This window comes from Streptomyces sp. NPDC101393 (assembly GCF_044767385.1).
GTDB lineage: Bacteria > Actinomycetota > Actinomycetes > Streptomycetales > Streptomycetaceae > Streptomyces.
Map to the genome: position 1 here is coordinate 646,582 of NZ_JBIWNU010000001.1, position 23,229 is coordinate 669,810.

The 23,229-nt window shown below is 72.8% G+C and carries 24 protein-coding genes; 10 read left to right on the plus strand and 14 right to left on the minus strand.

Features of this window, described 5'->3' with window-relative positions:
- Positions 1–26: 26 nt before the first annotated feature.
- The gene (locus ACIRQ7_RS02785; RefSeq protein ID WP_404259320.1) at positions 27–809 is read right to left on the minus strand and encodes a hypothetical protein; all 783 of its coding nucleotides are present in this window, start codon (positions 807–809) and stop codon (positions 27–29) included.
- Positions 810–1,004: 195 nt separating this feature from the next.
- On the opposite strand from ACIRQ7_RS02785, the gene ACIRQ7_RS02790 reads away from it, so the two are divergent.
- From ACIRQ7_RS02790 to ACIRQ7_RS02800, 3 genes are read left to right on the plus strand one after another with little or no spacing between them, the layout of a single operon-like run.
- Positions 1,005–2,312: a magnesium transporter MgtE N-terminal domain-containing protein gene (locus tag ACIRQ7_RS02790; RefSeq protein ID WP_401462689.1), complete on the plus strand. Its 1,308-nt coding sequence runs from the start codon at positions 1,005–1,007 to the stop codon at positions 2,310–2,312.
- The gene (locus ACIRQ7_RS02795) at positions 2,302–2,883 is read left to right on the plus strand and encodes a DUF1003 domain-containing protein (protein WP_401462687.1); all 582 of its coding nucleotides are present in this window, start codon (positions 2,302–2,304) and stop codon (positions 2,881–2,883) included. Before ACIRQ7_RS02790 ends, ACIRQ7_RS02795 begins: the two co-directional genes overlap by 11 nt.
- A gap of 42 nt (positions 2,884–2,925) precedes the next feature.
- The gene (locus ACIRQ7_RS02800) at positions 2,926–4,113 is read left to right on the plus strand and encodes an Mrp/NBP35 family ATP-binding protein (protein WP_401462685.1); all 1,188 of its coding nucleotides are present in this window, start codon (positions 2,926–2,928) and stop codon (positions 4,111–4,113) included.
- 88 nt (positions 4,114–4,201) lie between these two features.
- Here ACIRQ7_RS02800 and ACIRQ7_RS02805 read toward each other — a convergent pair whose 3' ends face one another.
- From ACIRQ7_RS02805 to sigE, 5 genes are all read right to left on the minus strand, one after another.
- On the minus strand, positions 4,202–4,849 hold the full coding sequence (locus ACIRQ7_RS02805; RefSeq protein WP_401462683.1) for a hypothetical protein: 648 nt from the start codon (positions 4,847–4,849) through the stop codon (positions 4,202–4,204).
- Between the two features lie 117 nt (positions 4,850–4,966).
- On the minus strand, positions 4,967–5,449 hold the full coding sequence (locus ACIRQ7_RS02810) for a sec-independent translocase (protein WP_401462681.1): 483 nt from the start codon (positions 5,447–5,449) through the stop codon (positions 4,967–4,969).
- A 113-nt stretch (positions 5,450–5,562) separates the two neighbouring features.
- The gene (locus tag ACIRQ7_RS02815) at positions 5,563–7,260 is read right to left on the minus strand and encodes a trypsin-like peptidase domain-containing protein (protein WP_404259323.1); all 1,698 of its coding nucleotides are present in this window, start codon (positions 7,258–7,260) and stop codon (positions 5,563–5,565) included.
- A 986-nt stretch (positions 7,261–8,246) separates the two neighbouring features.
- On the minus strand, positions 8,247–9,209 hold the full coding sequence (locus ACIRQ7_RS02820; RefSeq protein ID WP_404259324.1) for a zf-HC2 domain-containing protein: 963 nt from the start codon (positions 9,207–9,209) through the stop codon (positions 8,247–8,249).
- Positions 9,206–9,898, minus strand: a complete 693-nt coding sequence (sigE, locus tag ACIRQ7_RS02825) for an RNA polymerase sigma factor SigE (RefSeq protein ID WP_403667017.1) — start codon at positions 9,896–9,898, stop codon at positions 9,206–9,208. The genes ACIRQ7_RS02820 and sigE overlap by 4 nt, the downstream gene beginning before the upstream one ends.
- Positions 9,899–10,183: 285 nt before the next feature.
- On the opposite strand from sigE, the gene ACIRQ7_RS02830 reads away from it, so the two are divergent.
- On the plus strand, positions 10,184–10,867 hold the full coding sequence (locus ACIRQ7_RS02830; RefSeq protein ID WP_401462672.1) for an O-methyltransferase: 684 nt from the start codon (positions 10,184–10,186) through the stop codon (positions 10,865–10,867).
- 233 nt (positions 10,868–11,100) lie between these two features.
- Here ACIRQ7_RS02830 and ACIRQ7_RS02835 read toward each other — a convergent pair whose 3' ends face one another.
- Positions 11,101–11,268: a DUF3117 domain-containing protein gene (locus ACIRQ7_RS02835; protein ID WP_006603288.1), complete on the minus strand. Its 168-nt coding sequence runs from the start codon at positions 11,266–11,268 to the stop codon at positions 11,101–11,103.
- A 315-nt stretch (positions 11,269–11,583) separates the two neighbouring features.
- Here ACIRQ7_RS02835 and ACIRQ7_RS02840 point away from each other — a divergent pair, with 315 nt between their 5' ends.
- The gene (locus ACIRQ7_RS02840; protein ID WP_401462668.1) at positions 11,584–12,384 is read left to right on the plus strand and encodes an enoyl-CoA hydratase/isomerase family protein; all 801 of its coding nucleotides are present in this window, start codon (positions 11,584–11,586) and stop codon (positions 12,382–12,384) included.
- Between the two features lie 85 nt (positions 12,385–12,469).
- Here ACIRQ7_RS02840 and ACIRQ7_RS02845 read toward each other — a convergent pair whose 3' ends face one another.
- Together ACIRQ7_RS02845 and ACIRQ7_RS02850 are read right to left on the minus strand one after the other, a co-directional pair.
- Positions 12,470–13,084: a DNA-3-methyladenine glycosylase I gene (locus ACIRQ7_RS02845; RefSeq protein WP_404259327.1), complete on the minus strand. Its 615-nt coding sequence runs from the start codon at positions 13,082–13,084 to the stop codon at positions 12,470–12,472.
- Complete coding sequence (locus tag ACIRQ7_RS02850; protein WP_404259329.1) at positions 13,081–13,593, minus strand: DivIVA domain-containing protein; 513 nt, start codon at positions 13,591–13,593, stop codon at positions 13,081–13,083. The genes ACIRQ7_RS02845 and ACIRQ7_RS02850 overlap by 4 nt, the downstream gene beginning before the upstream one ends.
- Positions 13,594–13,678: 85 nt before the next feature.
- Between ACIRQ7_RS02850 and folP the strand changes: the two genes are divergently transcribed.
- Complete coding sequence (folP, locus tag ACIRQ7_RS02855; RefSeq protein ID WP_404259330.1) at positions 13,679–14,539, plus strand: dihydropteroate synthase; 861 nt, start codon at positions 13,679–13,681, stop codon at positions 14,537–14,539.
- A 15-nt stretch (positions 14,540–14,554) separates the two neighbouring features.
- On the opposite strand, the gene ACIRQ7_RS02860 is transcribed toward folP, so the two are convergent.
- Positions 14,555–15,307 (minus strand): TIGR00730 family Rossman fold protein, encoded by a 753-nt coding sequence (locus ACIRQ7_RS02860; RefSeq protein WP_404259332.1) that lies wholly within the window; start codon positions 15,305–15,307, stop codon positions 14,555–14,557.
- A gap of 134 nt (positions 15,308–15,441) precedes the next feature.
- The gene (gene dapE, locus ACIRQ7_RS02865) at positions 15,442–16,533 is read right to left on the minus strand and encodes a succinyl-diaminopimelate desuccinylase (RefSeq protein WP_404259333.1); all 1,092 of its coding nucleotides are present in this window, start codon (positions 16,531–16,533) and stop codon (positions 15,442–15,444) included.
- A 41-nt stretch (positions 16,534–16,574) separates the two neighbouring features.
- Here dapE and ACIRQ7_RS02870 point away from each other — a divergent pair, with 41 nt between their 5' ends.
- Both ACIRQ7_RS02870 and ACIRQ7_RS02875 read left to right on the plus strand, forming a co-directional pair.
- The gene (locus tag ACIRQ7_RS02870; protein WP_404259335.1) at positions 16,575–17,516 is read left to right on the plus strand and encodes a heavy metal transporter; all 942 of its coding nucleotides are present in this window, start codon (positions 16,575–16,577) and stop codon (positions 17,514–17,516) included.
- Positions 17,517–17,817: 301 nt separating this feature from the next.
- Positions 17,818–18,264, plus strand: a complete 447-nt coding sequence (locus ACIRQ7_RS02875) for an ATP-binding protein (RefSeq protein WP_404259337.1) — start codon at positions 17,818–17,820, stop codon at positions 18,262–18,264.
- A gap of 95 nt (positions 18,265–18,359) precedes the next feature.
- Here ACIRQ7_RS02875 and dapC read toward each other — a convergent pair whose 3' ends face one another.
- Positions 18,360–19,457: a succinyldiaminopimelate transaminase gene (dapC, locus tag ACIRQ7_RS02880; RefSeq protein WP_404259339.1), complete on the minus strand. Its 1,098-nt coding sequence runs from the start codon at positions 19,455–19,457 to the stop codon at positions 18,360–18,362.
- Between the two features lie 185 nt (positions 19,458–19,642).
- Entirely contained in the window at positions 19,643–19,963 is a 321-nt protein-coding gene (gene fdxA, locus ACIRQ7_RS02885) for a ferredoxin (RefSeq protein ID WP_016642910.1), read from the minus strand.
- 140 nt (positions 19,964–20,103) lie between these two features.
- Between fdxA and ACIRQ7_RS02890 the strand changes: the two genes are divergently transcribed.
- Together ACIRQ7_RS02890 and ACIRQ7_RS02895 are read left to right on the plus strand one after the other, a co-directional pair.
- The gene (locus ACIRQ7_RS02890; protein WP_404259341.1) at positions 20,104–21,141 is read left to right on the plus strand and encodes a GNAT family N-acetyltransferase; all 1,038 of its coding nucleotides are present in this window, start codon (positions 20,104–20,106) and stop codon (positions 21,139–21,141) included.
- Between the two features lie 15 nt (positions 21,142–21,156).
- Entirely contained in the window at positions 21,157–22,056 is a 900-nt protein-coding gene (locus tag ACIRQ7_RS02895; protein ID WP_404259343.1) for a transglutaminase-like domain-containing protein, read from the plus strand.
- On the opposite strand, the gene ACIRQ7_RS02900 is transcribed toward ACIRQ7_RS02895, so the two are convergent.
- Complete coding sequence (locus tag ACIRQ7_RS02900; RefSeq protein WP_404259344.1) at positions 22,049–23,194, minus strand: PP2C family protein-serine/threonine phosphatase; 1,146 nt, start codon at positions 23,192–23,194, stop codon at positions 22,049–22,051. The genes ACIRQ7_RS02895 and ACIRQ7_RS02900 overlap by 8 nt on opposite strands.
- Positions 23,195–23,229: the final 35 nt, after the last annotated feature.

Sequence of the window (23,229 nt, forward strand, 5' to 3'; positions counted from 1 at the left end):
CGGCCCGTCGGCCTGCGCCGTCCCTGTCAGCCGTCGCCGGGGATCTTCGTGCCGTAGTCGACGACCTGGTCCTTGGCCGGGGCCTTGAGGTCCACGGTCCTGCCCCAGTCGGCCATCCGGACCACACCCGCGCCGCCCGCACGCTGCAGCCGCAGCGGGTAGGGCGTGCCCTCCAGGGAGACGTCCAAGGTGCCGCCGGAGCCCCCGCCGGCCGAGAGCCGGATCGTGCGGACGCCGTCGATGTCGCTGCGGTCGCCGGTCGCCAGCTTGCCGTGCAGCCCCAGCAGGCTGCCGAGCAGCACATCCTTGTCCGTGAAGCCGCTGAAGCGCTTGTAGACGGGGTCGGCGGCGGGCACCTTGACGTATTTGCCGCCGAGTTTGGCCGCGGCGCCCTTGTCCGGGGTGCCGGATGTGCTGCCCTTCTCGCCGGCCCAGAAGGCGGCGTCCGCCTTCAGATAGAGCTCCTCGCCGACCCGCAGCAGTTGGAAGGCGGCCGCCTTCGTGGTCAGCTCGCCCCGGGCGCCGCCCTTGGCGAGGCGCATGTCGAGCTTGTAGGTGCGGCCCTGGCTGACGATGTTGCCCGAGAGCCGGACGGTGTCGGCGCGCTCGGCCGCCGCCCGCGCCTTGGATTCGATCTTCGCGGCCGGCAGCTTCCCGACGCCGTTCGTGCCCGCGTCCGGGTCCTCGGTGCCGCATCCCGCCAGCACCGCGGCCAACGCCGCGCACACCGACCCCACGAGCGCCGCCCGTCCCGTGCGACGCGGACCGGCCAAGGGGCGGGGACTCGCCCCCGAGGGGATTGCAGTCACGTCGGTTCTGCCTCCTGATGCGGGTGACCTCGACAGCAGTACGGCAGCGTACCTGTCACGGCCACCGTTTTCGGCGGGTGCCGGGCGGACACCGTACGGCCTCCCCTGCCGGGGCGGCGGCGAGCCGGGCACGTTAGCCTGAACCCGGATTGAGCCCCCATTACGGGCGAAACGGGAGAAAAGGAGGAGCTCTGCATGGCAGTGGTGACTCCCCGGGTCTTCGTCTCCCACCTCTCCGGCATCGCCGTCTTCGACCCCAACGGCGACCAGGTCGGCCGGCTCCGGGACCTCGTCGCGATGCTCCGCGTCGGCAGCAGGCCGCCCCGCCTGCTCGGGCTCGTCGTCGAGGTCGTCAGCAGACGGCGGATCTTCCTGCCCATGACGCGGGTGACGGGCGTCGAGTCCGGCCAGATCATCACCACCGGCGTGGTCAACATGCGGCGCTTCGAACAGCGCGCCTCCGAGACCCTGGTCCTCGGCGAACTCCTGGACCGCCGGGTGCGGCTGGTCGAGTCCGGCGAGGAGGTCACCGTCCTCGACATCGGCATCTCCCAGCTGCCGGCCCGCCGCGACTGGGAGATCGACAAGGTCTTCGTACGGAAGGGGAAGGGCGGGGCGCTGCGCCGCAAGGGGGAGGCGCTGACCGTGGAGTGGTCGGCGGTGACCGGCTTCTCGCTGGAGGAGCACGGCCAGGGCGCGGAGAACCTGCTGGCCACCTTCGAGCAGCTGCGCCCCGCCGACCTCGCGAGCGTGCTGCACCACCTCTCCCCCAAGCGGCGGGCCGAGGTCGCGGCGGCACTCACGGACGACCGGCTCGCCGACGTCCTGGAGGAGCTGCCGGAGGACGACCAGGTCGAGATCCTCGGCAAGCTCCAGGACGAGCGGGCCGCCGACGTCCTGGAGGAGATGGACCCCGACGACGCCGCCGACCTGCTCTCCGAGCTGCCCGAGGAGGAGAAGGAGCGGCTGCTGACGCTGATGCGTCCGGAGGAGGCCGCGGACGTCCGGCGGCTGATGGCGTACGAGGAACGGACGGCCGGCGGTCTGATGACCACCGAGCCGATCGTGCTGCGCCCGGACGCGACCGTCGCCGACGCGCTGGCCCGGGTCCGCGACCCGGACCTGTCCCCGGCGCTGGCCGCCCAGGTCTACGTCTGCCGGCCCCCGGACGAGACCCCGACCGGAAAATACCTGGGCCTGGTGCACTTCCAGCGGCTGCTGCGCGACCCGCCGTTCACCCTCGTCAGCGCGATCGCCGACACCGATCTGCCGGCCCTGCCGCCCGACACCCCGCTGTCCGAACTGACCAGCTATCTGGCGACGTACAACATGGTCGCCGCGCCCGTCGTCGACGAGAGCGGGGCGCTGCTGGGCGCGGTCACCGTCGACGACGTGCTGGACCATCTGCTGCCGGACGACTGGCGGGAGACCGAGATGCACGGCGCGGCGGCGGCCGGCATCACCGGCGCCGGACCGCTCGGGGAGGCCGCAGATGGGCGCTGAGGAGCGGGAGAGCGCCAAGGAGCGGTCACGGGCCCAGGGGGCCACCGCGCTGCGGCGGGGCGCCCCGGAACGGCCGCGGGTGCGGCTCGACCAGCCGCGCGCACCGCGCCGTACGTTCTGGCCGGAGTACGACCCGGAGGCGTTCGGCCGGCTGTCGGAGAAGATCGCCCGCTTCCTGGGGACCGGCCGGTTCATCGTCTGGATGACGGTCATCATCATCCTGTGGATCACCTGGAACATCGCCGCGCCCGACCCGCTGCGGTTCGACGGGTACCCGTTCATCTTTCTGACCCTGATGCTGTCGCTGCAGGCCTCGTACGCGGCGCCGCTGATCCTGCTGGCGCAGAACCGGCAGGACGACCGCGACCGGGTCACCCACGAGCAGGACCGCAAGCAGAACGAGCGCTCCATCGCCGACACCGAGTACCTGACACGGGAGATCGCGGCACTGCGGCTCGGCCTGGGCGAGGTCGCGACCCGCGACTGGATCCGCTCCGAGCTGGCCGACATCATGAAGGAACTGGAGCTGCGGCAGATGGTCGACGCGGAGAGTGACGAACGCGACCGCTGACGGCCTTACCGGAGGCCCGCTCCTCCGCCGTACCATCAGGGCATGGCTACCGACACTCCCCCAGACTCCGTCCGGGTGGTACCCCCATCAGGTTCCGCGCCGAGCGAGGACGCGATTCGTGCCGCGCTCGCGACGGTGAACGACCCCGAGATCCACCGTCCCATCACCGATCTGGGGATGGTCAAATCGGTGGAGATCGCAGCGGACGGCACGGTCGCCGTGGCGGTTTACCTGACGGTCTCCGGCTGTCCGATGCGCGAGACGATCACCAGCAATGTGCGCGAGGCCGTCGAGCGGGTCGAGGGCGTCACGAGCGTCGACGTCGAACTGGACGTGATGAGCGACGAGCAGCGCAAGGAGCTGGCGTCGTCGCTGCGCGGCGGCACCGCCGAGCGCGAGGTGCCGTTCGCCCAGCCCGGCTCGCTGACCCGCGTCTACGCCGTCGCCTCCGGCAAGGGCGGCGTGGGCAAGTCGTCGGTGACGGTCAACCTCGCCGCGGCGATGGCGGCCGACGGTCTGAAGGTCGGTGTCGTGGACGCCGACATCTACGGCCACTCCGTGCCCCGCATGCTGGGCGCCTACGGCAAGCCCACCCAGGTCGAGAACATGATCATGCCGCCGTCGGCGAACGGCGTGAAGGTCATCTCGATCGGCATGTTCACCCCCGGCAACGCCCCCGTCGTCTGGCGTGGCCCGATGCTGCACCGCGCACTCCAGCAGTTCCTCGCCGACGTCTACTGGGGCGACCTCGACGTCCTGCTGCTGGACCTGCCGCCCGGCACCGGTGACATCGCCATCTCGGTGGCGCAGCTCGTGCCCAACGCCGAGATCCTGGTCGTGACGACGCCCCAGCAGGCCGCGGCCGAGGTCGCCGAGCGGGCCGGGTCGATCGCCGTGCAGACCCACCAGAAGATCGTCGGCGTGGTCGAGAACATGTCCGGGCTGCCCTGCCCGCACTGCGACGAGATGGTCGACGTCTTCGGCAGCGGCGGCGGCGAGCGGGTCGCCGAGGGCCTGACGAAGACCACCGGCACCCAGGTCCCCGTCCTCGGCTCCATCCCGATCGACGTCCGGCTCCGCGAGGGCGGCGACGAGGGCAAGCCGGTCGTGCTGACCGACCCCGACTCCCCCGCGGGCGCAGCCATCCGCTCGATCGCCGGCAAGATCGGCGGCCGCCAGCGCGGTCTGCAGGGCATGTCGCTGGGGATCACCCCGCGCAACAAGTTCTAGGTCCGGCGCGCGAAGCGCCGCACGGCAGCGCGAAGGGGCGGACCCGCCGGCGGGTCCGCCCCTTCCGCGTCGGCGGGGTGCGCCGGGCTCAGCCCCCGTACGCCGCCAGGTCCTTGATCACCGAGAAGCCCAGGCCGTAGGCGCTCATCCCGCGCCCGTAGGCACCGATGTGCACGCCCTCGGGACCGTCGCCCGCCGAACCGGCCAGCACCCAGCCGTACTCGGACTCGCGGTACTGGAACGGCGTCGGTACGCCGTCGACCGGCAGTATCAGCTCGCTCCAGGTCTCGCCGCCGAGGTCGTCGGCCAGCTCCCAGGCGATCATCGTCTGCTGGTCCAGCCAGTCCTGCCGCAGCGAGCGGTCCATCTGGGACGGCCAGGTCTGCGCGAGCAGCCCGGACCCGGCGAGCCAGGCGGCCGTCGAGACCGAGGTCGCGTCCAATACGCCGGTTCCGTCGGCGCTGCGCCGTACGGGGCGGCCGGCGACCGTCACCACGACCGCGAAACGGTCGGCCTCCTTGGCCGCCTCCGCCACCTTTATGCTGGGCTCCTCGCCGTGCCCCGTGGCGCCGTGCTCGACCGTGCCGTCGGCGGCCGCGCCGACCTGCATCAGCCAGCGTGACCCGGTGAACGCCTCATCGAGGCCGTACCACGGGAATTCGGCCAGCAGATAGCCGTCGACCTTCCGGCCGTCGGCGGACACCGCTTGTGCCGCTGCCCGACTCGTCGTCTCCATCTGCGCGGAGCCTCCTTGTTGCCCTGCGTCGTGGGCGGCCCGCCCCCCTCAGGCGACCTCACCCCGGACACCGGGAGCATAGCCATAGGCGTCAACACAGCCGGGCATACGGGAAGATTACGTGGCGTCGGCGTCGAACGGCGGGTGCTCGCGGGCGGCCGGTTCGGCGCTCTTCTTCACCAGGTCGGGACGCCCGGAGGCGGCGGCCGGGGACTCCTTGGAGAAGTCGGGGCGCGCGGCGGGGGCGCTGTCGGCCGGGGAGCTGTCGCGGCCGTTCACGGCGTCCGTGACCTCGGCCATCTCCTTCTTCAGGTCGAAGCCGTTGCGGATGTCCTGAAGGTCCTTGAGGCCGTACTCGTCCTTCTCCAGGACGTGCTTGCGGACGAAGTTCTTGGGCTTGAGGTCCTCGAACTCGAAGTCCTTGAACTCCGGCCCCAGCTCGCTGCGGATGTCTTCCTTGGCGCTGTCGGAGAACGCCCGCACCTTGCGGATGAAGCCCATCACGTCCTGGATGACCTTGGGCAGTTTGTCCGGGCCGAAGATGAGCACCGCAAGGATCACGAGCGCTACCAGCTCTAGGGGTCCTATGTCGAAGAACACCTTGCAGCTCCTTGGGTACGCGTGGCCTGGGTGGCCTAGGGGCCAGGCCGACTATCACGGTACCTGGCCCCGGGCCCCGGGCGGGAGCCACCCGCGCCAACACCGTGCAAACGTCAGCCCGTGCCGGCCGATCCCAGCGTGAGCCGGACCGTCCGCTCCTTGCCGTCGCGCTCCAGGGTCACCATCAGCTTGTCGCCCGGCCGATGGCTGCGGATCTTGACGATCAGCTCCTCACCGCCGTGCACCGGGGCGCCGTCCACCTTGGTGATCACATCGCCGGCCTTGATCCCGGCCTTCGCGCCCGGCCCGCCGGGAGTGACCGGCGGCGTGCCCTCCTTGCTCCGGGTGCTGACCCGCGCGCCGTCACCGGCGTACTCCGTCTCCAGGCTGACGCCGATCACCGGGTGGGCCGCCCGGCCGGTGTTGATCAGCTCCTCGGCCACCCGTTTGGCCTGGTTGATCGGTATGGCGAAGCCCAGCCCTATGCTGCCGCCCTGAGCGGCGCCGTCCAGCCCGCTGCCGCTGTCGGCCGCGCGGATCGCGCTGTTGATGCCGATCACCCGCGCCTGGGCGTCCACCAGCGGGCCACCGGAGTTGCCCGGATTGATGGGCGCGTCCGTCTGCAGCGCGTCCACGTACGAGACATCGCTGCCGTCGCCCTTCTCGCCACCGGCGGTGATCGGGCGCTGCTTGGCGCTGATGATCCCGGCGGTGACGGTGTTGGCGAGGTCGTACGGGGCGCCGATCGCCACGACCGGGTCGCCGACCCGCACCGCGTCGGAATTGCCCAGGGTCAGCGGCCGCAGGCCCGTGACGCCCTCGACCTGGACGACCGCGAGGTCGTAGCCGCTGTCCTGGCCGATGACCTTGGCCTTGGCGGTCTGGCCGCCGCTGAACGTCACCGAGATCTCGCCGCCGGCGCCGGCCGGTTCGACGACGTGGTTGTTGGTCAGGAGGTGGCCCTGCCGGTCGAGCACGAAGCCGGTGCCGGTGCCCTGTTCCGTATTGCCGCTCACGTGCAGGGTGACCACTCCGGGCAGCGCCCGCTGCGCGATCCCGGCGACGCTCTCCGGATTGCGGCCCTGCTCGTCGTCGCCTGCCTGCGGGAGCTGGATGTCCCCGAGACCGCCGTTGCGCTCGACGTACGCGCCGATCCCGCCGCCCACGCCACCCGCGAGCAGCGCGAGCACCACGGCACCGACCACCAGCAGCCCGCGCCGGCCACGCCGGAGGGCGAGCGGGGCGGCCGGGGGGCCGCCGTGCTGCGGCGCGCTCCAGGGGTCGTACTGCTGCCAGGCCCCCTGCGGGGCGAGCGGGGCGGGGCCGTGCGCCGCCGGACCGGGGTGCGCCGGGTGGTGGTGCGCCTGCGGCCGGGGCGGCGCGGGGGCTGCGGGGTGATCACCGTCGCCGGTCGGGTGCGGCGGGGGCGGCGTACGGCTCTCCTGGGGCCGGGGGCCGCCCTCGCCGGGGACCGGTACGAACGCGCCGTCCACGGCGGTGCCGGCGTCCCGGGCCGCCTCCGGGGCGCCCGGCTTCTTCAGTGCGGGGCGGTGGGGGTCGGGCTGCTCGGCGGGCAGCGGGCGCGCGGCATCGGCCGGCGGCGCCGGGTCCGGCCGGTCGGCGGGCTGCGCCGGGAGCGGGGCGGGCGGGGGCGGCGGGACCACGAATCCGGCGCCGTCCGAACCCCCCGGACCACTCGGTGCCGGTGGCTGCGGCGGGCCGCCCGGGTGGGCCGCCACCGGGGGCGGGGTCGGGGCGGAGGCAGGGGCCGGGGCCGGGGCCTGGGCCTGGTTCTGGGCCTGCGGAGGCATCGCACCCGAGGGGACCGGGGCGCCGGGTGGCGGAGAGCCGTACGCGGGCAGCGGCCCGGCGGACGGCGGGAGCCTGGTGCCGTGCGCGGGGGTCGGCACCGGTCGCTGCACGGGAGGCGCGGGCGCCCACGGCCCGGGACCGCCGTATGGCGGCGTCCCGTACGGGTCCTCGGGGTGCAACGGCTGCTGCCGGGCCGGGGGGTGGGGCGGGGGCGCGGCTTGGGCCGGAGGTGGGGAGTGGGGCGGGGCCGGGCTTTGGGGAGCGGTCGGGCCCTGGGGGGCGACCGGGGCTTGGGGGGCGGCCGGGGTGCGGGCCGGCGTACCGTCCGGGGTCCCCCGCTGCGGATCGGGTGCCCCGGAGGCCTCGTCCGCCGCATCGGCGGGCAGCTGATGGAGCGTCACCGTCGCACCGGCCGCGGGTGCCGCGGGTGCTACAGGTGCCGCAGGTGCTCCAGGGGTCGCTGATGCCGCAGGTGCCGCACCGCGCTCAGGTGCGGCGTGCGGCCGGCCGTCGGATATCCCGGAGCCCGCTGCCTCCGGGGCGGTGGCCGGCTGCGGCGGTCGGACGGTCCAGTCCTCCGAGGGCTCGGCCCCCTCCGCGGTCACGCCGCCACCCGAAGCCTGCGTCGCCCCGACCGTCCCACGCAGCTCGTCCGGCCCATGTGTCTCATCCGGCCCACGGGTCTCGTGGTCCCCTCGCGGAGCGGGTACGCCGAGCGGCCGGTCACCGGCGCCCGTGGCAGGCCCGGCGTCGGCGGGAGGCATCGCTGCCGGTGGACCGGTCTCGGTGGGCGGTTCCGGGGTGCGTCCCGGACGGCTCCACCACTTCAGCTTCGGCCCGGCGGCCTTACCGTCGTCCATGCTCTCCCCATTTTTCGCCCGCGGTCACTCGCGGGCCACCGCCACCTCGCGGCCCGCGCCCCGGACAGGGGTGCGCCGCCCGACTGCGATTCAACCAGTTCCGCGCGGGGCTGCGCAGGGTTCGGTCAGCGGGCGGCGGCGGCCGGACCCTGGGTGGGCGCGCCGGAGGGGGCCTCGGAGGCGGCCATCGGGCGCTTGGGTGCCGGCTGCGGGAGCGGGGGGAGGCTCTGACGCTTGGGGGTCTTGCCGACCGCTGCGGTCGGCGAAGGGGCCTGATAGGCGGACGCGGGGCCGGTCGCGGCTATCAGCGGCGACAGGCCGAACCGCCCGGCCATCGGGTGCGACACCGCGAGCGGCGGGCGGGCGGACATCGGGGCACCGGGCCCGAACAGACTCATCGCGCCGGGGGCCGGGGCCGCGGTCGCGCCACCGGCGGGCGCACCGGATGCGGACCGGGAGTCACGGGTGGCCACGACGTCCTCGTCACGGACCCAGGAGCCGCTGCCGGCCGCCGGGGTCGCGCTGAGCGGGGTGACGGTGGTGCCGGTGCCGTCGGCGCGTCCGCCCGGGGAGTCGACGGACGCCTCCAGGGGGAAGGCGCCGCCGAGGGCGAAGGCGGCGAGCGAGACCGCGCCGGCCGCCGCGAAGGCGAATCGGCGCCGCTGGGGTGCGGAACGCTCGGATTCCGGGGTGCGGAAGCCGCGCAGCCGGGGCTGCGGGGGGACGGCGGACATGGTGTGCCGACCGTGGCCGCCTGAGGGGACGTAGCCGAACGGGGTGTCGCCCCGGGCGAAGTCGCCGGGGCCGAAGCTGCCGTTGCCGAGCCGACTGCCGGGACCGTTCGGGTCGCCGCCGGGCAGCCCTTGGAGGCGGGCCAGCAGCCCCTCGGAGGGCCCGGGGGGCGCCGTCTCGGCGAAAACGCTCTTCAGCCGACGCTGGGCGTCGGCCTCGGCCTTGCATTTTCCGCACGTCGCGAGGTGCGCGAGCACCCGCTCGCGCGCGTCATGGCCCAACTCGCCGTCGACCAGAGCCGCGAGGCGGTCACCGAGATGCTGCTCGGCGGGGGACGCACCGCCTGTTGCGCTCACGCGATTCCGACCTCCCCGGTGGACACCACGGCCAGCGCACGCTGCTGCTCGCGCTCTTCCTCGCGCGCTGCCGGGGAACGGTGCTTGAGCGCCTTGCGCAGGTGGGAGCGGCCCCGGTGAATCCGGCTGCGGACCGTGCCGAGCTTGACGCCCAGGGTCGCGGCGATCTCTTCGTACGACAGGCCCTCGATGTCGCAGAGGACCACGGCGGCACGGAACTCGGGCGCGAGGGTGTCCAGCGCCTGCTGCACGTCGGCGTCGAAGTGGGTGTCGTTGAAGTGCTGCTGCGGGGAGGGCTCGCGGCTGGGCAGCCGCTCGGCGGCGTCGTCGCCGAGGGCGTCGAAGCGGATGCGCTGGCGCCGGCGGACCATGTCCAGGAAGAGGTTGGTCGTGATGCGGTGCAGCCAGCCCTCGAAGGTGCCGGGGGTGTAGGTCGACAGCGAGCGGAAGACGCGGACGAAAACCTCTTGGGTGAGGTCCTCGGCGTCGTGCTGATTGCCGGTGAGGCGGTAGGCGAGGCGGTAGACCCGTGCACTGTGGGTGCTGACGATCTCCTCCCAGCTGGGCGGGGTCCACGCCTGCGCATCCGCGTCTGAGGCGAAGGTCGCTGTCGGTGCGGAGTCGGTGGCGGAGGCCCGTCCCATGCCCTTGGGGCCATGAGGGCGGGAACGGTCAGCAGTGTTTGTCACGGATTTCGGCTCGGCGAACGACCTGCGCAAGCGCTTCAGCACTCCGCGGTCACCCGTCGTGGCCGCACCTCCCCTGGTGGCTCTGGTGGTGTCCAGTAGAGCCCCTACCATATCCACCTCGCCCGTTAGCTCCGGATAAGCAGTTTTGACCTGCATTTGGTCTTGCTGCCGGCTCTGTCGCTCTGACTGCGTGTCTCGCTCGGTCTCCACCTGTGCATCCCCCCTGCCTCTTATTAACGCCCGGTCCCATCTGCGGGTTCCCGCACGCAGCGGATACAGTCACGGTTGCGTCAACTACGGGGACAGGAGAGGGCCATTACCGGCAACCGGCAGACGAGCTTGGCTTTCGCCGAGGCGTACGGCGCCGGGACCATCGACGGCACCGCCGACGCCGCCCTGCGCTGGTCCCGTGACCGCGCGCGCGAGGCCGGTATCCGCACGGTGACGACCGGTACCGGCGCGGCCCTGCGCATGCTCGCCGCCACGGCGGATGCCAAAGCGGTCGCCGAGATCGGCACCGGCACGGGCGTGTCGGGCATCTACCTCCTGCACGGCATGCGGCCCGACGGGGTGCTGACCACCGTCGATCTCGAACCCGAGCGGCAGACCTTCGCCAAGCAGGCGTTCCGCGAGGCGGGCTTCGCCGGCAACAGGGCGCGCTTCATCCCCGGCCGCGCACTGGACGTACTCCCCCGCCTCGCGGACGGCGGCTACGACCTCGTCTTCTGCGACGGGGATCTGATGGAGTGCCTGGAATATTTCGCTGAATCGTTGCGTCTGCTGCGCCCCGGCGGCCTGGTCTGCTTCGAGGGCGTCTTCGCCGACGGCCGTACGGTCGACTCCGCCGTGCAGCCCGCCGAAGTGCTGCGGCTGCGCGAACTGCTGCGGGCCATACGGGAGAGCAGCACCCTGGTGCCGTCCCTGCTGCCCGTCGGCGACGGACTGCTCTGCGCGGTCAAGCGCGGCTGACGGCCCCCGGGCCCTCGCCGGCCGGCGCACGGTCTGCCGCGTCGGCACGCCCGCCGGCCCTCAAGGCCCCCAAGCCCGCATGGCCGCATGGCCCGCAAGACTGTCCCTCTCGGCAACGAAACGGCCCCGGCACACGGCGCGCAGTGTCTGCGCGCCGCCTGCCGGGGCCGGGGTATTTCGGCTGGGGGTACCGGGGTCAGCCCCGGGAAACCGCAGCGGTTGTTCCGCCCGCGTCAGACGGTGACCTTGTCCAGGGCCTCACCCAGGGCCTTGGCTTCGTCGGGTGTCAGCTCGACGACGAGTCGCCCGCCGCCTTCGAGCGGAACGCGCATGACGATGCCCCGCCCCTCCTTGGTCACCTCGAGCGGGCCATCACCCGTCCGCGGCTTCATGGCCGCCATGCTCGTTCCCCTTCCTGAAACCAGCTCATCGCAGCCGACAACCCACGTGTCACCGGCATCGAACACATTGCTTCCAAGCCATTATCCCGCATCGAACGACCCGATGACCAACATCGGCCGACAACCCTTCTGCAACGCGCTCTCGCAAAACCACTCAATTCGGGGAGCGGGCTGCGATACTCCGCCACTCATCGGCATCCCGCCCGCCCACATTCTTTGATGTACGTCACATGTCGGCGGCGGATGATCTCCGGCATCCTGAGCGCTGACTGCCGTTTCTGCGCAGTCCGAGCCGCGACGGAGGGGACCCCCACAATGGCCGACACCGTGCTCTACGACCTGACCGACGGACTGGCGACGATCACGCTCAACCGCCCCGACGCGATGAACGCGCTGAACATCGAGGCGAAGGTGCAGCTCCGGGACGCTCTCCAGGAGGCCGCCGCCGATCCGGCCGTACGCGCCGTCCTGCTGACCGCCACCGGGCGCGCCTTCTGTGTCGGGCAGGACCTCAAGGAACACATCGGGCTGCTGGCCGAGGACCGGGCCAAGGGCACCGGCCGGACCATGAGCACCGTGCGCGAGCACTACAACCCCATCGTCAAGGCGCTGACCGAGATGCCCAAGCCGGTGGTCGCGGGCGTCAACGGCGTGGCCGCGGGTGCGGGCGCGGGCTTCGCGCTGGCCGCCGACTACCGCGTCGTCGCCGATTCCGCGTCCTTCAACACCTCTTTCGCGGGTGTCGCGTTGACCGCCGACTCCGGGATGTCCTGGACGCTGCCGCGGCTGATCGGGCAGAGCCGGGCCGCCGACCTGCTGCTCTTCCCGCGCAATGTCAGCGCCCAGGAGGCCTTCGAGCTGGGCATCGCGAACCAGCTGGTGCCGGCCGACGAACTGGCCGACAAGGCCGCAGCCGTCGCCCGGCGGCTCGCCCAGGGGCCGACCGTCGCCTACGCCGCCCTGAAGGAGTCGCTGGCCTACGGTGCGGAGCACTCGCTCGCCGAGACCCTCGGCAAGGAGGACGAGCTGCAGGCGCGGGCCGGGGCCTCGGAGGACCACGGGATCGCGGTCGAGGCGTTCGTGAAGAAGGAGAAGCCGGTCTTCCTGGGACGCTGACGGGCCGACCGGGACGCCGGCCCGTCCGTCCGGGGCCCCCAGGGGCCGCCGGAGGCGTCCGGACGGGCTTCCGGGCGCCCTGGCGTCACCCGGCGGCGTCCGCCGCCGCCTCGGTGGCCGCACGGGCGTGGCAGCCCGCCAGATGGTCATTGACCAGGCCGCAGGCCTGCATCATGGCGTACGCGGTCGTCGGGCCGACGAAGCGGAAGCCGCGCTTCTTGAGGTCCTTGGCGAGCGCCGTCGACTCCGGGGTGACCGGCTGCACCTCGCCGACGGTGTGCGGTGCCGGGCGGCCGGCGCGGTCGGGGGCGTAGGACCAGATCAGGGCGTCCAGCTCGCCGGGGGCCAGCTCGGCGGCGATCTTGGCGTTGTTGATCGTCGCGGCGATCTTGGCGCGGTTGCGGATGATGCCGGCGTCGGCGAGCAGCCGTTCGGCGTCCGCGTCCGTGAACCGTGCGACCTCGGGGATCCGGAAGCCGGCGAACGCGGTACGGAAGCCGGGGCGGCGGCGCAGGATCGTGATCCAGGACAGCCCGGACTGGAAGGCCTCCAGGCTCATCCGTTCGAAGAGGGCGTCGTCGCCGTGGACCGGCCGGCCCCATTCGGTGTCGTGGTACGCCCGATAGTCGGCCATCTGCTCCGACTCCATGCCCCAGGGGCAGCGCGGAACGCCGTCCGGAGCCGTCACCACGCCGCTCATGACCGGCCCTCGCCTTCGGTGCTGCCGGGGCCTTCCTGGCCGCCGGGGGTGTCGGGGGTGCCCGGTGCGGGCGGGACGCCGGGGCCGGGCGGTGGTGGCTCCTGCGCGGGCCCGGCAGGGGGCGAAGCGTCCTCCACCGGACCGGGCTCCGCCGACGGGCCCGGCTGCGCGCCGGTGTCCCGGATCAGGCCCGGGCCCATGGCCGCGGCATGCGCACCGGCCAGCGCGGCCTCCAGCTCGGCGATCCGGGAATCCCGCTCGGCCAGCTCGGCGGCCAGCCGGTCCAGGACATCGTCGACCTCGATCATCCGATAGCCGCGGACCGCCACCGGGAGACGGACGGCCTCCACATCGGCGCGGTCCACGGGACGGTCGCCGGGCAGCGGGTCGAGCAGCCGGTCGGGCTCGGCGTCGCGCAGACCGCCGCCGTCACCTCCGCCGACGACCACGAGCGTGACCGCGGCAACGACCACGACCATCGCGATCAGCAGGAACCAGAACACGATCACTCCCCGAACTATGCGCCTGCACTGATCGTGCCATGCGGGTGTGACAGTTAGGGTCGCTGGCGGACCAAGGAGAGGGAGTCAAGGAATGCTGCGGCTGGGGAATCGCGAATTCGGTGCACATGAGCCGGTGATCATGGCGATCGTCAACAGAACCCCGGACTCCTTCTACGACCAGGGCGCCACCTTCCGCGACGAGCCCGCTCTCGCCCGCGTCGAGCAGGCGGTGGCCGAGGGTGCCGCGATCATCGACATCGGCGGCGTCAAGGCCGGTCCCGGCGAGGAGGTGAGCGCCGAGGAGGAGGCGCGCCGCACGGTCGGGTTCGTGGCCGAGGTGCGCAGGCGCCACCCCGATGTGGTGATCAGCGTCGACACCTGGCGGCACGACGTCGGCGAGGCGGTGTGCGAGGCCGGCGCGGATCTGCTCAACGACGCCTGGGGCGGCGTCGACCCGCGGCTCGCCGAGGTCGCCGCGCGGCACGACGTCGGCCTGGTGTGCACCCACGCGGGCGGCGCCGAGCCGCGCACCCGCCCGCACCGGGTGGCGTACGAGGACGTGATGGCCGAAATTCTCCGGGTGACGCTCCAACTGGCCTCACGGGCCGTGGAGTTGGGCGTACGGCGCGACGCGATCATGATCGATCCGGGTCATGACTTCGGCAAGAACACCCGGCACAGCCTGGAGGCGACCCGCAGGCTGGGCGAGATGACGGAGACCGGCTGGCCGGTCCTGGTGTCGCTGTCCAACAAGGACTTCGTCGGCGAGACGCTCGACAAGCCGGTCAAGGAGCGGGTGTTGGGCACCCTCGCGACCACCGCCGTATCGGCCTGGCTGGGGGCGCAGGTCTACCGCGTCCACGAGGTCGCCGAGACCCGGCAGGTGCTGGACATGGTGGCCACCATCGCCGGTCACCGGCCCCCGGCGGTCGCCCGCCGGGGACTGGCCTGAGGGGCCCGGCGCCCGTCAGAAACCGGCCGCCTCCTTGGTGACCAGGCCGACCGCCTCGTCGACGTCGTCGGTGAGGTGGAAGAGCTCCAGGTCGTGCGGGGACGCCTTGCCCTGGGCGATCAGGGTGCCGCGCAGCCAGTCGACCAGGCCGCCCCAGTAGGCCGTGCCGAACAGCACGATCGGGAAGCGGGTGACCTTGCGGGTCTGGACGAGGGTGAGCGCCTCGAAGAGCTCGTCGAGGGTGCCCATCCCGCCGGGCAGCACGACGAATCCGCGTGCGTACTTCACGAAGCAGGTCTTGCGGACGAAGAAGTAGCGGAAGTCGACGCCGAGGTTCACATAGTCGTTCATGCCCTGCTCGAAGGGCAGCTCGATGCCGAGGCCCACGGAGGTCCCGCCGGCCTCGTGGGCCCCCTTGTTGGCGGCCTCCATCGCGCCGGGCCCGCCACCGGTGATCACCGCGAACCCGGCCTCCACCAGGGAGCCGCCGATCCGCACGCCGGTCTCGTACTCCGTCGACCCCCGGGGGGTGCGGGCCGAGCCGAAGACGCTGACGGCCGGGCCCAGCTCGGCCAGCGCGCCGAAGCCCTCGACGAATTCCGCCTGGATGCGCATCACGCGCCAGGGGTCGGTGTGCACCCACTCGGAGGGGCCCTGGGTGTCCAGCAGCCGCTGGTCCGTCGTGCCGGTCTGTACCTGGTCGCGTCGGCGCAGTACGGGACCCAGCCGCTGCTCCTCCGGGGCCGGTGCACCCTCGGGGTTGGCCATGACGTGCTCCCTCCGCTGACAGATCGTTTGCCTGATCAGCGTATGTCCACGGACATGACCGGAAGGGGAATTCGGCCGATATGCGATGTGGATGCGAGCGGTAGGCGCCGGGTGCGCCCCGCGCACCCGGGCGTTCAGTCCGTCAGCCAGGCCCGCATCTGCTCCTCGCAGTGCAGGATGCGGGCGACCTCGGCGCGCTCGTCCCTCTTGTGCGCGAGCAGGGGGTTGCCGGGGCCGTAGTTGACGGCCGGGACGCCGAGGGCGCTGAAACGGGAGACGTCGGTCCAGCCGAACTTGGGCTTCGCGATGCCGCCGACGGCTTCCATGAACGCCTTGGCCGCCGGGTGGGACAGGCCGGGCAGCGCGCCCGGGGAGTGGTCGTCGATGACGAACTCGTCCACCGGGCAGTCCGCGAAGACCTCGCGGACGTGCGCGAGCGCCTCGTCGGGGGTGCGGTCGGGCGCGTAGCGGAAATTGACCGTGACCGTGCAGGCATCGGGGATGACGTTGGTGGCCACGCCGCCCTCGATGCCGACGGCGTTGAGGCCCTCGCGGTACTCCAGGCCGTCGATCACCGGGCGGCGCGGTTCGTACGCGGCGAGCTTCGCCAGGATCGGGGCGGCGGCGTGGACGGCGTTGGCGCCCATCCAGCTGCGGGCGGAGTGCGCGCGCTCACCGGTGGTGCGCAGCAGGACCCGCAGGGTCCCCTGGCAGCCGCCCTCCACCTGGCCGTCGGAGGGCTCCAGGAGGACCGCGAAGTCGCCGGTGAGCCAGTCGGGGTGGGCGTCCGCGACCCGGCCGAGGCCGTTGAGGTGGGCGGCGACCTCCTCCTGGTCGTAGAAGACGAAGGTGAGGTCGCGGTTGGGCGCGGGGACGGTGGCGGCCATCCGCAGCTGGACGGCGACGCCGGACTTCATGTCGCAGGTGCCGCAGCCCCACAGCACGCCGTTCTCGTCGAGCCGGGAGGGCACGTTGTCCGCGATCGGGACGGTGTCGAGGTGTCCGGCGAGCACCACCCGCTCGGCGCGGCCCAGGTTCGTGCGGGCCACGACGTTGTTGCCGTACCGGTCGACCGTGAGGTGCGGCAGTGCGCGCAGGGCGTGCTCGACGGCGTCGGCGAGGTCCTTCTCGTTGCCGCTCTCGGAGGGGAAGTCGACGAGCTGCGCGGTGAGCTCGGCGGCGTCCAGCGACAGGTCGAGGGCGGGGTGGTCTGTAGGGCGCTCCATGGAAACGACCCTATCGGCAGCGCTCCAGTACGGTGGGCCGCGTGTCCGCCCAGCCCAGTGCCCCCGCCCGCAGCAAGCGTCCGTGGCGTATCGCCGCCGCCTTCGCCGTACTGATCGGGCTGGCCGGCTATCTCGTGGTGCAGTACGTCACGGGCGGCCCCGGCGCGCCGCGCTGCACGCTGCGCGCCGAGGCCGGCGAGGAGCCGTACGAGCTCTCTCCGGAGCAGGCCGCGAACGCCGCGACCATCTCGGCGGTGGCCTCTTCCCGGGGGCTGCCGGAGCGTGCGGTGACGATCGCGCTGGCGACCGCGATGCAGGAGTCGGGGCTGCGCAACATCGATTTCGGTGACCGGGATTCGGTCGGGCTCTTCCAGCAGCGGCCGTCCCAGGACTGGGGCACCGTGAAGCAGATCATGGACCCGGTCTATTCGGCCGGTGAGTTCTACACGCATCTGGCGAACGTGCCCGGCTACTCCCGGCTGCCGCTGACCGTCGCGGCCCAGAAGGTGCAGCGCAGCGGCTTCCCGCAGGCGTACGCGAAGCACGAGACGGACGCCGCCCGGCTGACGGGGGCCCTCACCGGCCGCGACCAGCACGCGATGACCTGCAGCCAGAGCCGCCCGGTGGACGGGAAGGCGGGCGGCGGCGCCCAGGTGCGGGAGAAGCTGGTCCGGGAGTTCGGGCGCGAGGTGCTGCCGCGCACGGACGGCGCCGGCGGGCGGGGTGCGGCCGCCGAGCGGAAGGTGACGGTCCCGGTGCGGCCGGGCGGGGCGGTGGCGGGCGGCGGCGCCGCACGCCGCGGCTGGGAGCTGGCGACATGGGCGCTGGCGCACTCTGCCGAGCTGCGCATCGAACAGATCTCTTACGCCGGCCGGATGTGGACGGCCGCCGATTCGGGGAAGGGCTGGCAGCAGGAGCCGGCCGGGTCGAGCGGCGGATCCGGGGCCTCTTCCGGTGACGTTCGTATCATCACCGCGCAGTAGTCCGACCCGTCCCCCGAAAGTGGCACGGCGCCAATTCCCTTTGCGTGCGCGGGAGTTCATTGCGCGATGACTGCGCATTACGCCAATTCCCTTATGCCTCAAGGGCTGTGACGTTTCCGCACACCGTCGCACCGTGCGCATATTGCCCGTCTTTATCCAGGGCTGATTATGTGACGCGTTACCAATTCTTTACCGGAGTTCACCGCAACCTTCGGACGTCTGGCGCGGTAGTCAGTGCGTCCGCCAGCCGGACACGGCACATCCGTCAGAAGCCCGAGTCCCTCTCCGCAAAAGGAGCACCATGTCCCTCCCCGTTACGCGTCGGATCGCCCGAGCCGCTCTGCTCGTCGCAGCAGGCGCCGCTCCCGTGGTCGCTGCGGCCGGCTCCGCGAGTGCCGCGGAACTGCCCACGAAGGCACCCGACCTGGGCGGAGTGACCTCCCTGGACTCCGCGAACACCAACGAGACCATCGGCAACGCCGCGCAGGCCGGCGCCGGCCTGGTGACCGAGGTCGGCACCCAGGCCGCCACCACCCTCGCCCCGGCACTCGGCAAGGCCGCCGGCCCGGTCATGAAGCAGGCCGTGCCGGCCAGCAAGCAGGCCGCGGCCGCCGCCGCCCGTGCGGCCAAGAAGTCCTCCAAGAAGGGCGTCTCGTCGGACTCGCTGCCCGTCGACGCCGTCCAGGGCCTGCTCGGCGGCCTGCCGGCGGCCAACGGCCTGATCGGTGGCGTGCCGATCGGCGGCTGATCTTCCGGTCAGCACCGCACGAAGGCCGGGGCCCGGAGAGTGTGCACTCTCCGGGCCCCGGCCTTCGTCGCGTGCAGCGGCGCACGCTCAGCGGTTCACTCCGCCAGGCGGCGCACCGCCGCGTCCACCCGTTCATCGGTCGCGGTGAAGGCGATGCGGACGAACCGCTCGCCGGCGCTGCCGTAGAACTCGCCGGGAGCGACGAGGATGCCGCGCTTGGCGAGATCGCCGACGGTGTCCCAGCAGGGCTCGTCGCGGGTCGCCCAGAGGTAGAGCGAGGCCTCGCTGTGCTCGATGCGGAAGCCGGCGGCCTCGAAGGCGCCGCGCAGCGCGGAGCGCCGGCGGGCGTAGCGTGCGCGCTGCTCGGCGACGTGCGCGGTGTCGCCCAGCGCCGCGACGGTGGCGGCCTGGACGGGCGCGGCGACCATCATGCCGCCGTGCTTGCGGATCTGCAGCAGCTCGCCGAGGACGGCGGCGTCGCCGGCCAGGAAGGCGGCGCGGTAGCCGGCGAGGTTGGAGCGCTTGGAGAGGGAGTGCACGGCCACGATGCCGTCCAGGGAGCCCCCCGAGACGTCCGGGTGCAGCACGGAGACCGGGTCGGCCTCCCAGCCCAGTTCGAGGTAGCACTCATCGCTGAAGATCAGCACATCGTGCTCGCGGGCCCAGGCGACCGTGCGGCGCAGTGCGTCGGCGCCGAGCACGCGGCCGGTGGGGTTGGACGGCGAGTTGAGCCACAGCAGCTTCAGGCCGGCGGGGTCGAGGTCCGTCGGGTCGTCGTAGACCACCGGCTCGGCGCCGGCCAGGCGGGCACCGACCTCGTACGTCGGGTAGGCGAGGCGCGGGTAGGCCACCTTGTCGCCGGCGCCCAGGCCGAGCTGGGTCGGCAGCCAGGCCACCAGCTCCTTGGAGCCGACGATCGGCAGCACGTTGGTGTGTTCCAGACCGCGGGCGCCCAGCCGGTCGGCTGCCCAGCCGGTGAGCGCGTCGCGCAGCGCGGCCGTCCCCCAGACCGTCGGGTAGCCGGGGCTGTCGGCCGCGGCGGTGAGGGCCTGCTGGATCACCGCGGGCACGGGGTCGACCGGGGTGCCGACGGACAGGTCGACGATGCCGTCGGTGTGCGCGGCGGCCGTGGTCTTGTACGGCTCCAGCCGGTCCCAGGGAAAGACCGGAAGGAGGGAGGAGACTGCGCCCACGATGCTCTTCTTTCTCGGACGGGGTGGCGCGGGGGACGACGGCACACATGCCGCGGTCCCGTACAGCCGGGCAGGCCGTACGGGACCGGGGCGGCGCCGTGCGACCTCCCCGGCAACGCCGGGAGGTCCCCCTGACGATCGCGGAGGCGGGAGGGAGCGGGCGGCTCCCCGCCGGCCGCGGATCGTTACTGGTTCTGCGGCGGGAGTGCGGCGATGAAGGAGTGGTCGCGCTCGATCAGGCCCAGCTTGCTGGCGCCACCGGGCGAACCGAGCTCGTCGAAGAACTCCACGTTCGCCTTGTAGTAGTCCTTCCACTCCTCCGGAGTGTCGTCCTCGTAGAAGATTGCCTCCACGGGGCAGACCGGCTCACACGCACCACAGTCGACGCATTCGTCCGGGTGGATGTACAAGGACCGGGAGCCCTCGTAGATGCAGTCGACGGGGCACTCCTCGATGCATGCCTTGTCCTTGACGTCGACACAAGGCTGCGCGATGACGTAGGTCACGCTGTCGTTCCTCCTCGGTAGGGCCGGCGGACCGATTGGCAGTACCGCCGCAGGGCGCGCGGGAGCGCGGCGTCGTCGATGCCCGCCACCTAGTATCTCCGTTCCCGGGCACGAGACGAACAAGAGGGGCGGCTAGAGCGGTGGAATTCATGACCGGCGGTCGGGCGGAAGTCCGTATCACCCTTGCTGACGTGGGCAAAAGGGTATCTGTCCGGCGGCGGACAGAGGCCGGCGAGGGGGCAGCCGCATTCACTGACGCGGTCGGCGTTCTCACATCCTGGGACGGCGGTGTGCTGAGCATCACACGACGCAGTGGTGAGTCCGTTCGGATCGACGAGACGTCGCTGGTCGCCGCCAAGGTCGTGCCCGCGGCGCCGGCCCGCAGGAGGGGCCCGGCGGCGAACGCCCGGGAGCTCCAGGAGGTCGCGGCCCGCGGATGGCCGGCCACGGAAACGGAGCGTCTCGGGGAATGGACGCTGCGTGCTTCCGGTGGTTTCACCCGCCGCGCCAACTCCGTCCTGCCGATCGGTGACCCCGGCGTCCCGCTGGACACCGCGCTGGAGCGGATCACCCATTGGTACGGCGAGCGGGGGCTGCCCGCCCTCATCGTCGTCGCCACCGGGCATACGGACACCGACGAGCGGCTGGCGGCGGAGCTGGCGGAGCGCGGCTGGGCGGACGAGCGGCACACCACCGTCCGGACCGCGGCGCTGGCACCGCTCGCCGACACCGGCGCGGACGCTCCCCCGGGCTCCGCCGGGGATGCCTCCGCCCGCGTCGTCCTCACCCGGCAGCCCGACGCGGGCTGGTTCGCCCTCTACAACCGGACCGGGGAGCCGACACCGGAAGCCCTGAAGGTGCTGACCGGCGGGCCTTCGGTGTGGTTCGCCACGGTGCCGGGCGCGGACGGCAGGACGGCGGCGATCGGGCGGCTGGTGACCGACGGCCGTTGGGCGGGCTTCTCGGCCATCGAGGTGGACCCGGCGCTGCGGCGCCAGGGGCTGGCGATCCTGGTGATGGCGGCGCTCGCCGAACGGGCCCTCCAAGAGGGTGCGTCGGCCGCGTACCTCCAGGTCGAGGAGGACAACCCGGGCGCCGGCGCGCTCTACGAACGGCTCGGTTTCACCGTCCACCACCGCTACCACTACCGGCGTGCCCTTCCGGGCGCCGCGCACTGAACAGGTATCCCTCCCATGTCCCAGGAACCCGAGCCGGAGCCGGAGCCGACCCCGGACGGCGCCCGCGACGCGCGGCGGCGGCAGTTCGCCGAGGCGGTGCGCGAGGAGCGGCCCGACCTGGCGCTGTTGTGTCTGCTGATCGCCGCGGAGGCCGACCCGGCGCTGGACGAGGCGGGCATCGACGCCGCACAGATCGAGCTGGACCGGCTGGCCGGACTGCTCCCGTACGCCCCGGTCGGCGGCCCGCTCGCCTGGGCCCGCAATGTCGCCGAACTGCTGGGCACGCAGTGCGGCTTCGGCGGCGCGGCCGTCGACTACCGGCGGCTGGAGTCGTCGCTGCTGCACGAGGTGCTGCGGCGCCGCCGCGGCCTGCCGATCCTGCTGTCGGTGGTGTGGATCGAGGTCGCGCGCCGGGCCGGTGCCCCGGTGTACGGGGTGGCGCTGCCGGGCCACTTCGTCGTCGGCTTCGGAGCGGCTCCCCCGGACACCGGGGCGCCGGCCGCGCCCGGCGGGCAGGTGCTGGTCGATCCGTTCGGCGGCGGGCGGGTGCTCGACGGGCAGGACGCGGCGCTGCTGGTGGCCGGGGCGACGGGCGGGCAGCTCTCCGAGGGGATGCTGACCCCGGCGGATCCGCTGGAGATCGTGCTGCGGATCCTCAACAACATCCGGGCCTGGGCCCGCGCACGTCCCGAGCAGAGCGCGGTGCAGCTGTGGGCGCTGGACCTGTCGCTGCTGCTGCCCAGCCGGCCGGCGCGGCTGCGGCACGAGCGGGCGCAGTTGCTCGTCGAGCGCGGTGAGTTCCTGGCGGGGGCGGCGGAGCTGGAGGAGTTCGCGAAGGTGGTGGAGCCCGTCGAGCCGGACACCGCGTCCGCCGTACGCCGGCAGGCCGCCGCGGCCCGCGCGAGGCTCAACTGACCGGGGAGGTGCCTTCCGGCCGCCCGCTGTCCGGCCCTTCGCCGTCCGGCCGCCCGGTGTCCGGGGTGCGGCGGACGACCAGCACCGTCGCGTCGTCCTTGAGGTCGCCGTCGGTGAACCGCTCCAGGTCGGCCCGGAGCGTGCGGGCCAGGTCGGCGGGCGCCAGCCGTGTCCAGTGAGCCAGCCGCTCGCCCAGGGGGTAGAACTCGCCGTCCGCGCCGCGCGCCTCGGTCACCCCGTCGGTGCACAGCACGACCCAGTCGTGGGTCCGTGGGCGCACCGTGACGCCCTGCCGCGGTTCGCGGCTCAGGGTGCCCAGGCCCAGCGGCAGCCCGCCCTCGCCGTCGCTCCGCTCGTACACCCGGCCGTCCCGCACCAGGTAGTACGGGATGTGGCCGCAGGACAGCACCCGGCCGTGGTCCGGGCCGTACACCTCCATCAGCAGCGCCGTCACGAAGCGCCCGTCGGAGCCCTGCTCCACGGTGCGGGCGTTGTAGCGGGCCAGTGCCTGCTCCATGCGGTCGGCCACCGACTCCAGCGAGTCCTGGTGGTGGGCGGCCTCCCGGAAGGAGGCCAGGACCTCCAGCCCGGCGCCGATCGCCGGCATGCCCTTGCCCTGCACATCGCCGATCATCAGGCGGATGCCGTGCGGGGTCTCGACCGCCTCGTAGATGTCGCCGCCGACCCGGGCGCCCTCCTGGGCGGAGACATAGAAGCCGTACGCCTCGATGGGGCCGGCGGTGAGCGGCAGCTCGCGCAGCATGGCGCGCTGCACGACGTCGGCGACCAGGCTCGTCCGGGCGTACAGCGCCTCACGCTGCAGGCGGGTGCGGCACAGCACCAGCGAGAAGACCGCGACCAGGAACGCCCCGAAGATGCCGACGGCCCGGCTGGCCGGCTCCCAGTCGGGCACGGTGAGGAGGTCGACGCAGGTCAGGCAGACGACATAGATGGCCGCGACGACGCGGGTGTTGCCGTAGGAGCAGCGCAGCGCGGCGACCAGCGGGGCGATGCCCATGAAGGAGGAGATGTGCAGTTCCGGGCCGGTCGTCGCGTCCACGACGGTGACGGCCAGGATGGCGAGGATCAGCAGCACGGCGGCACGGCCGCCGCTCTCCGGCGCGCGGGTGGCAGGCATAACACTCCCAGCCTGCGGGACGTCGCGCGACACCG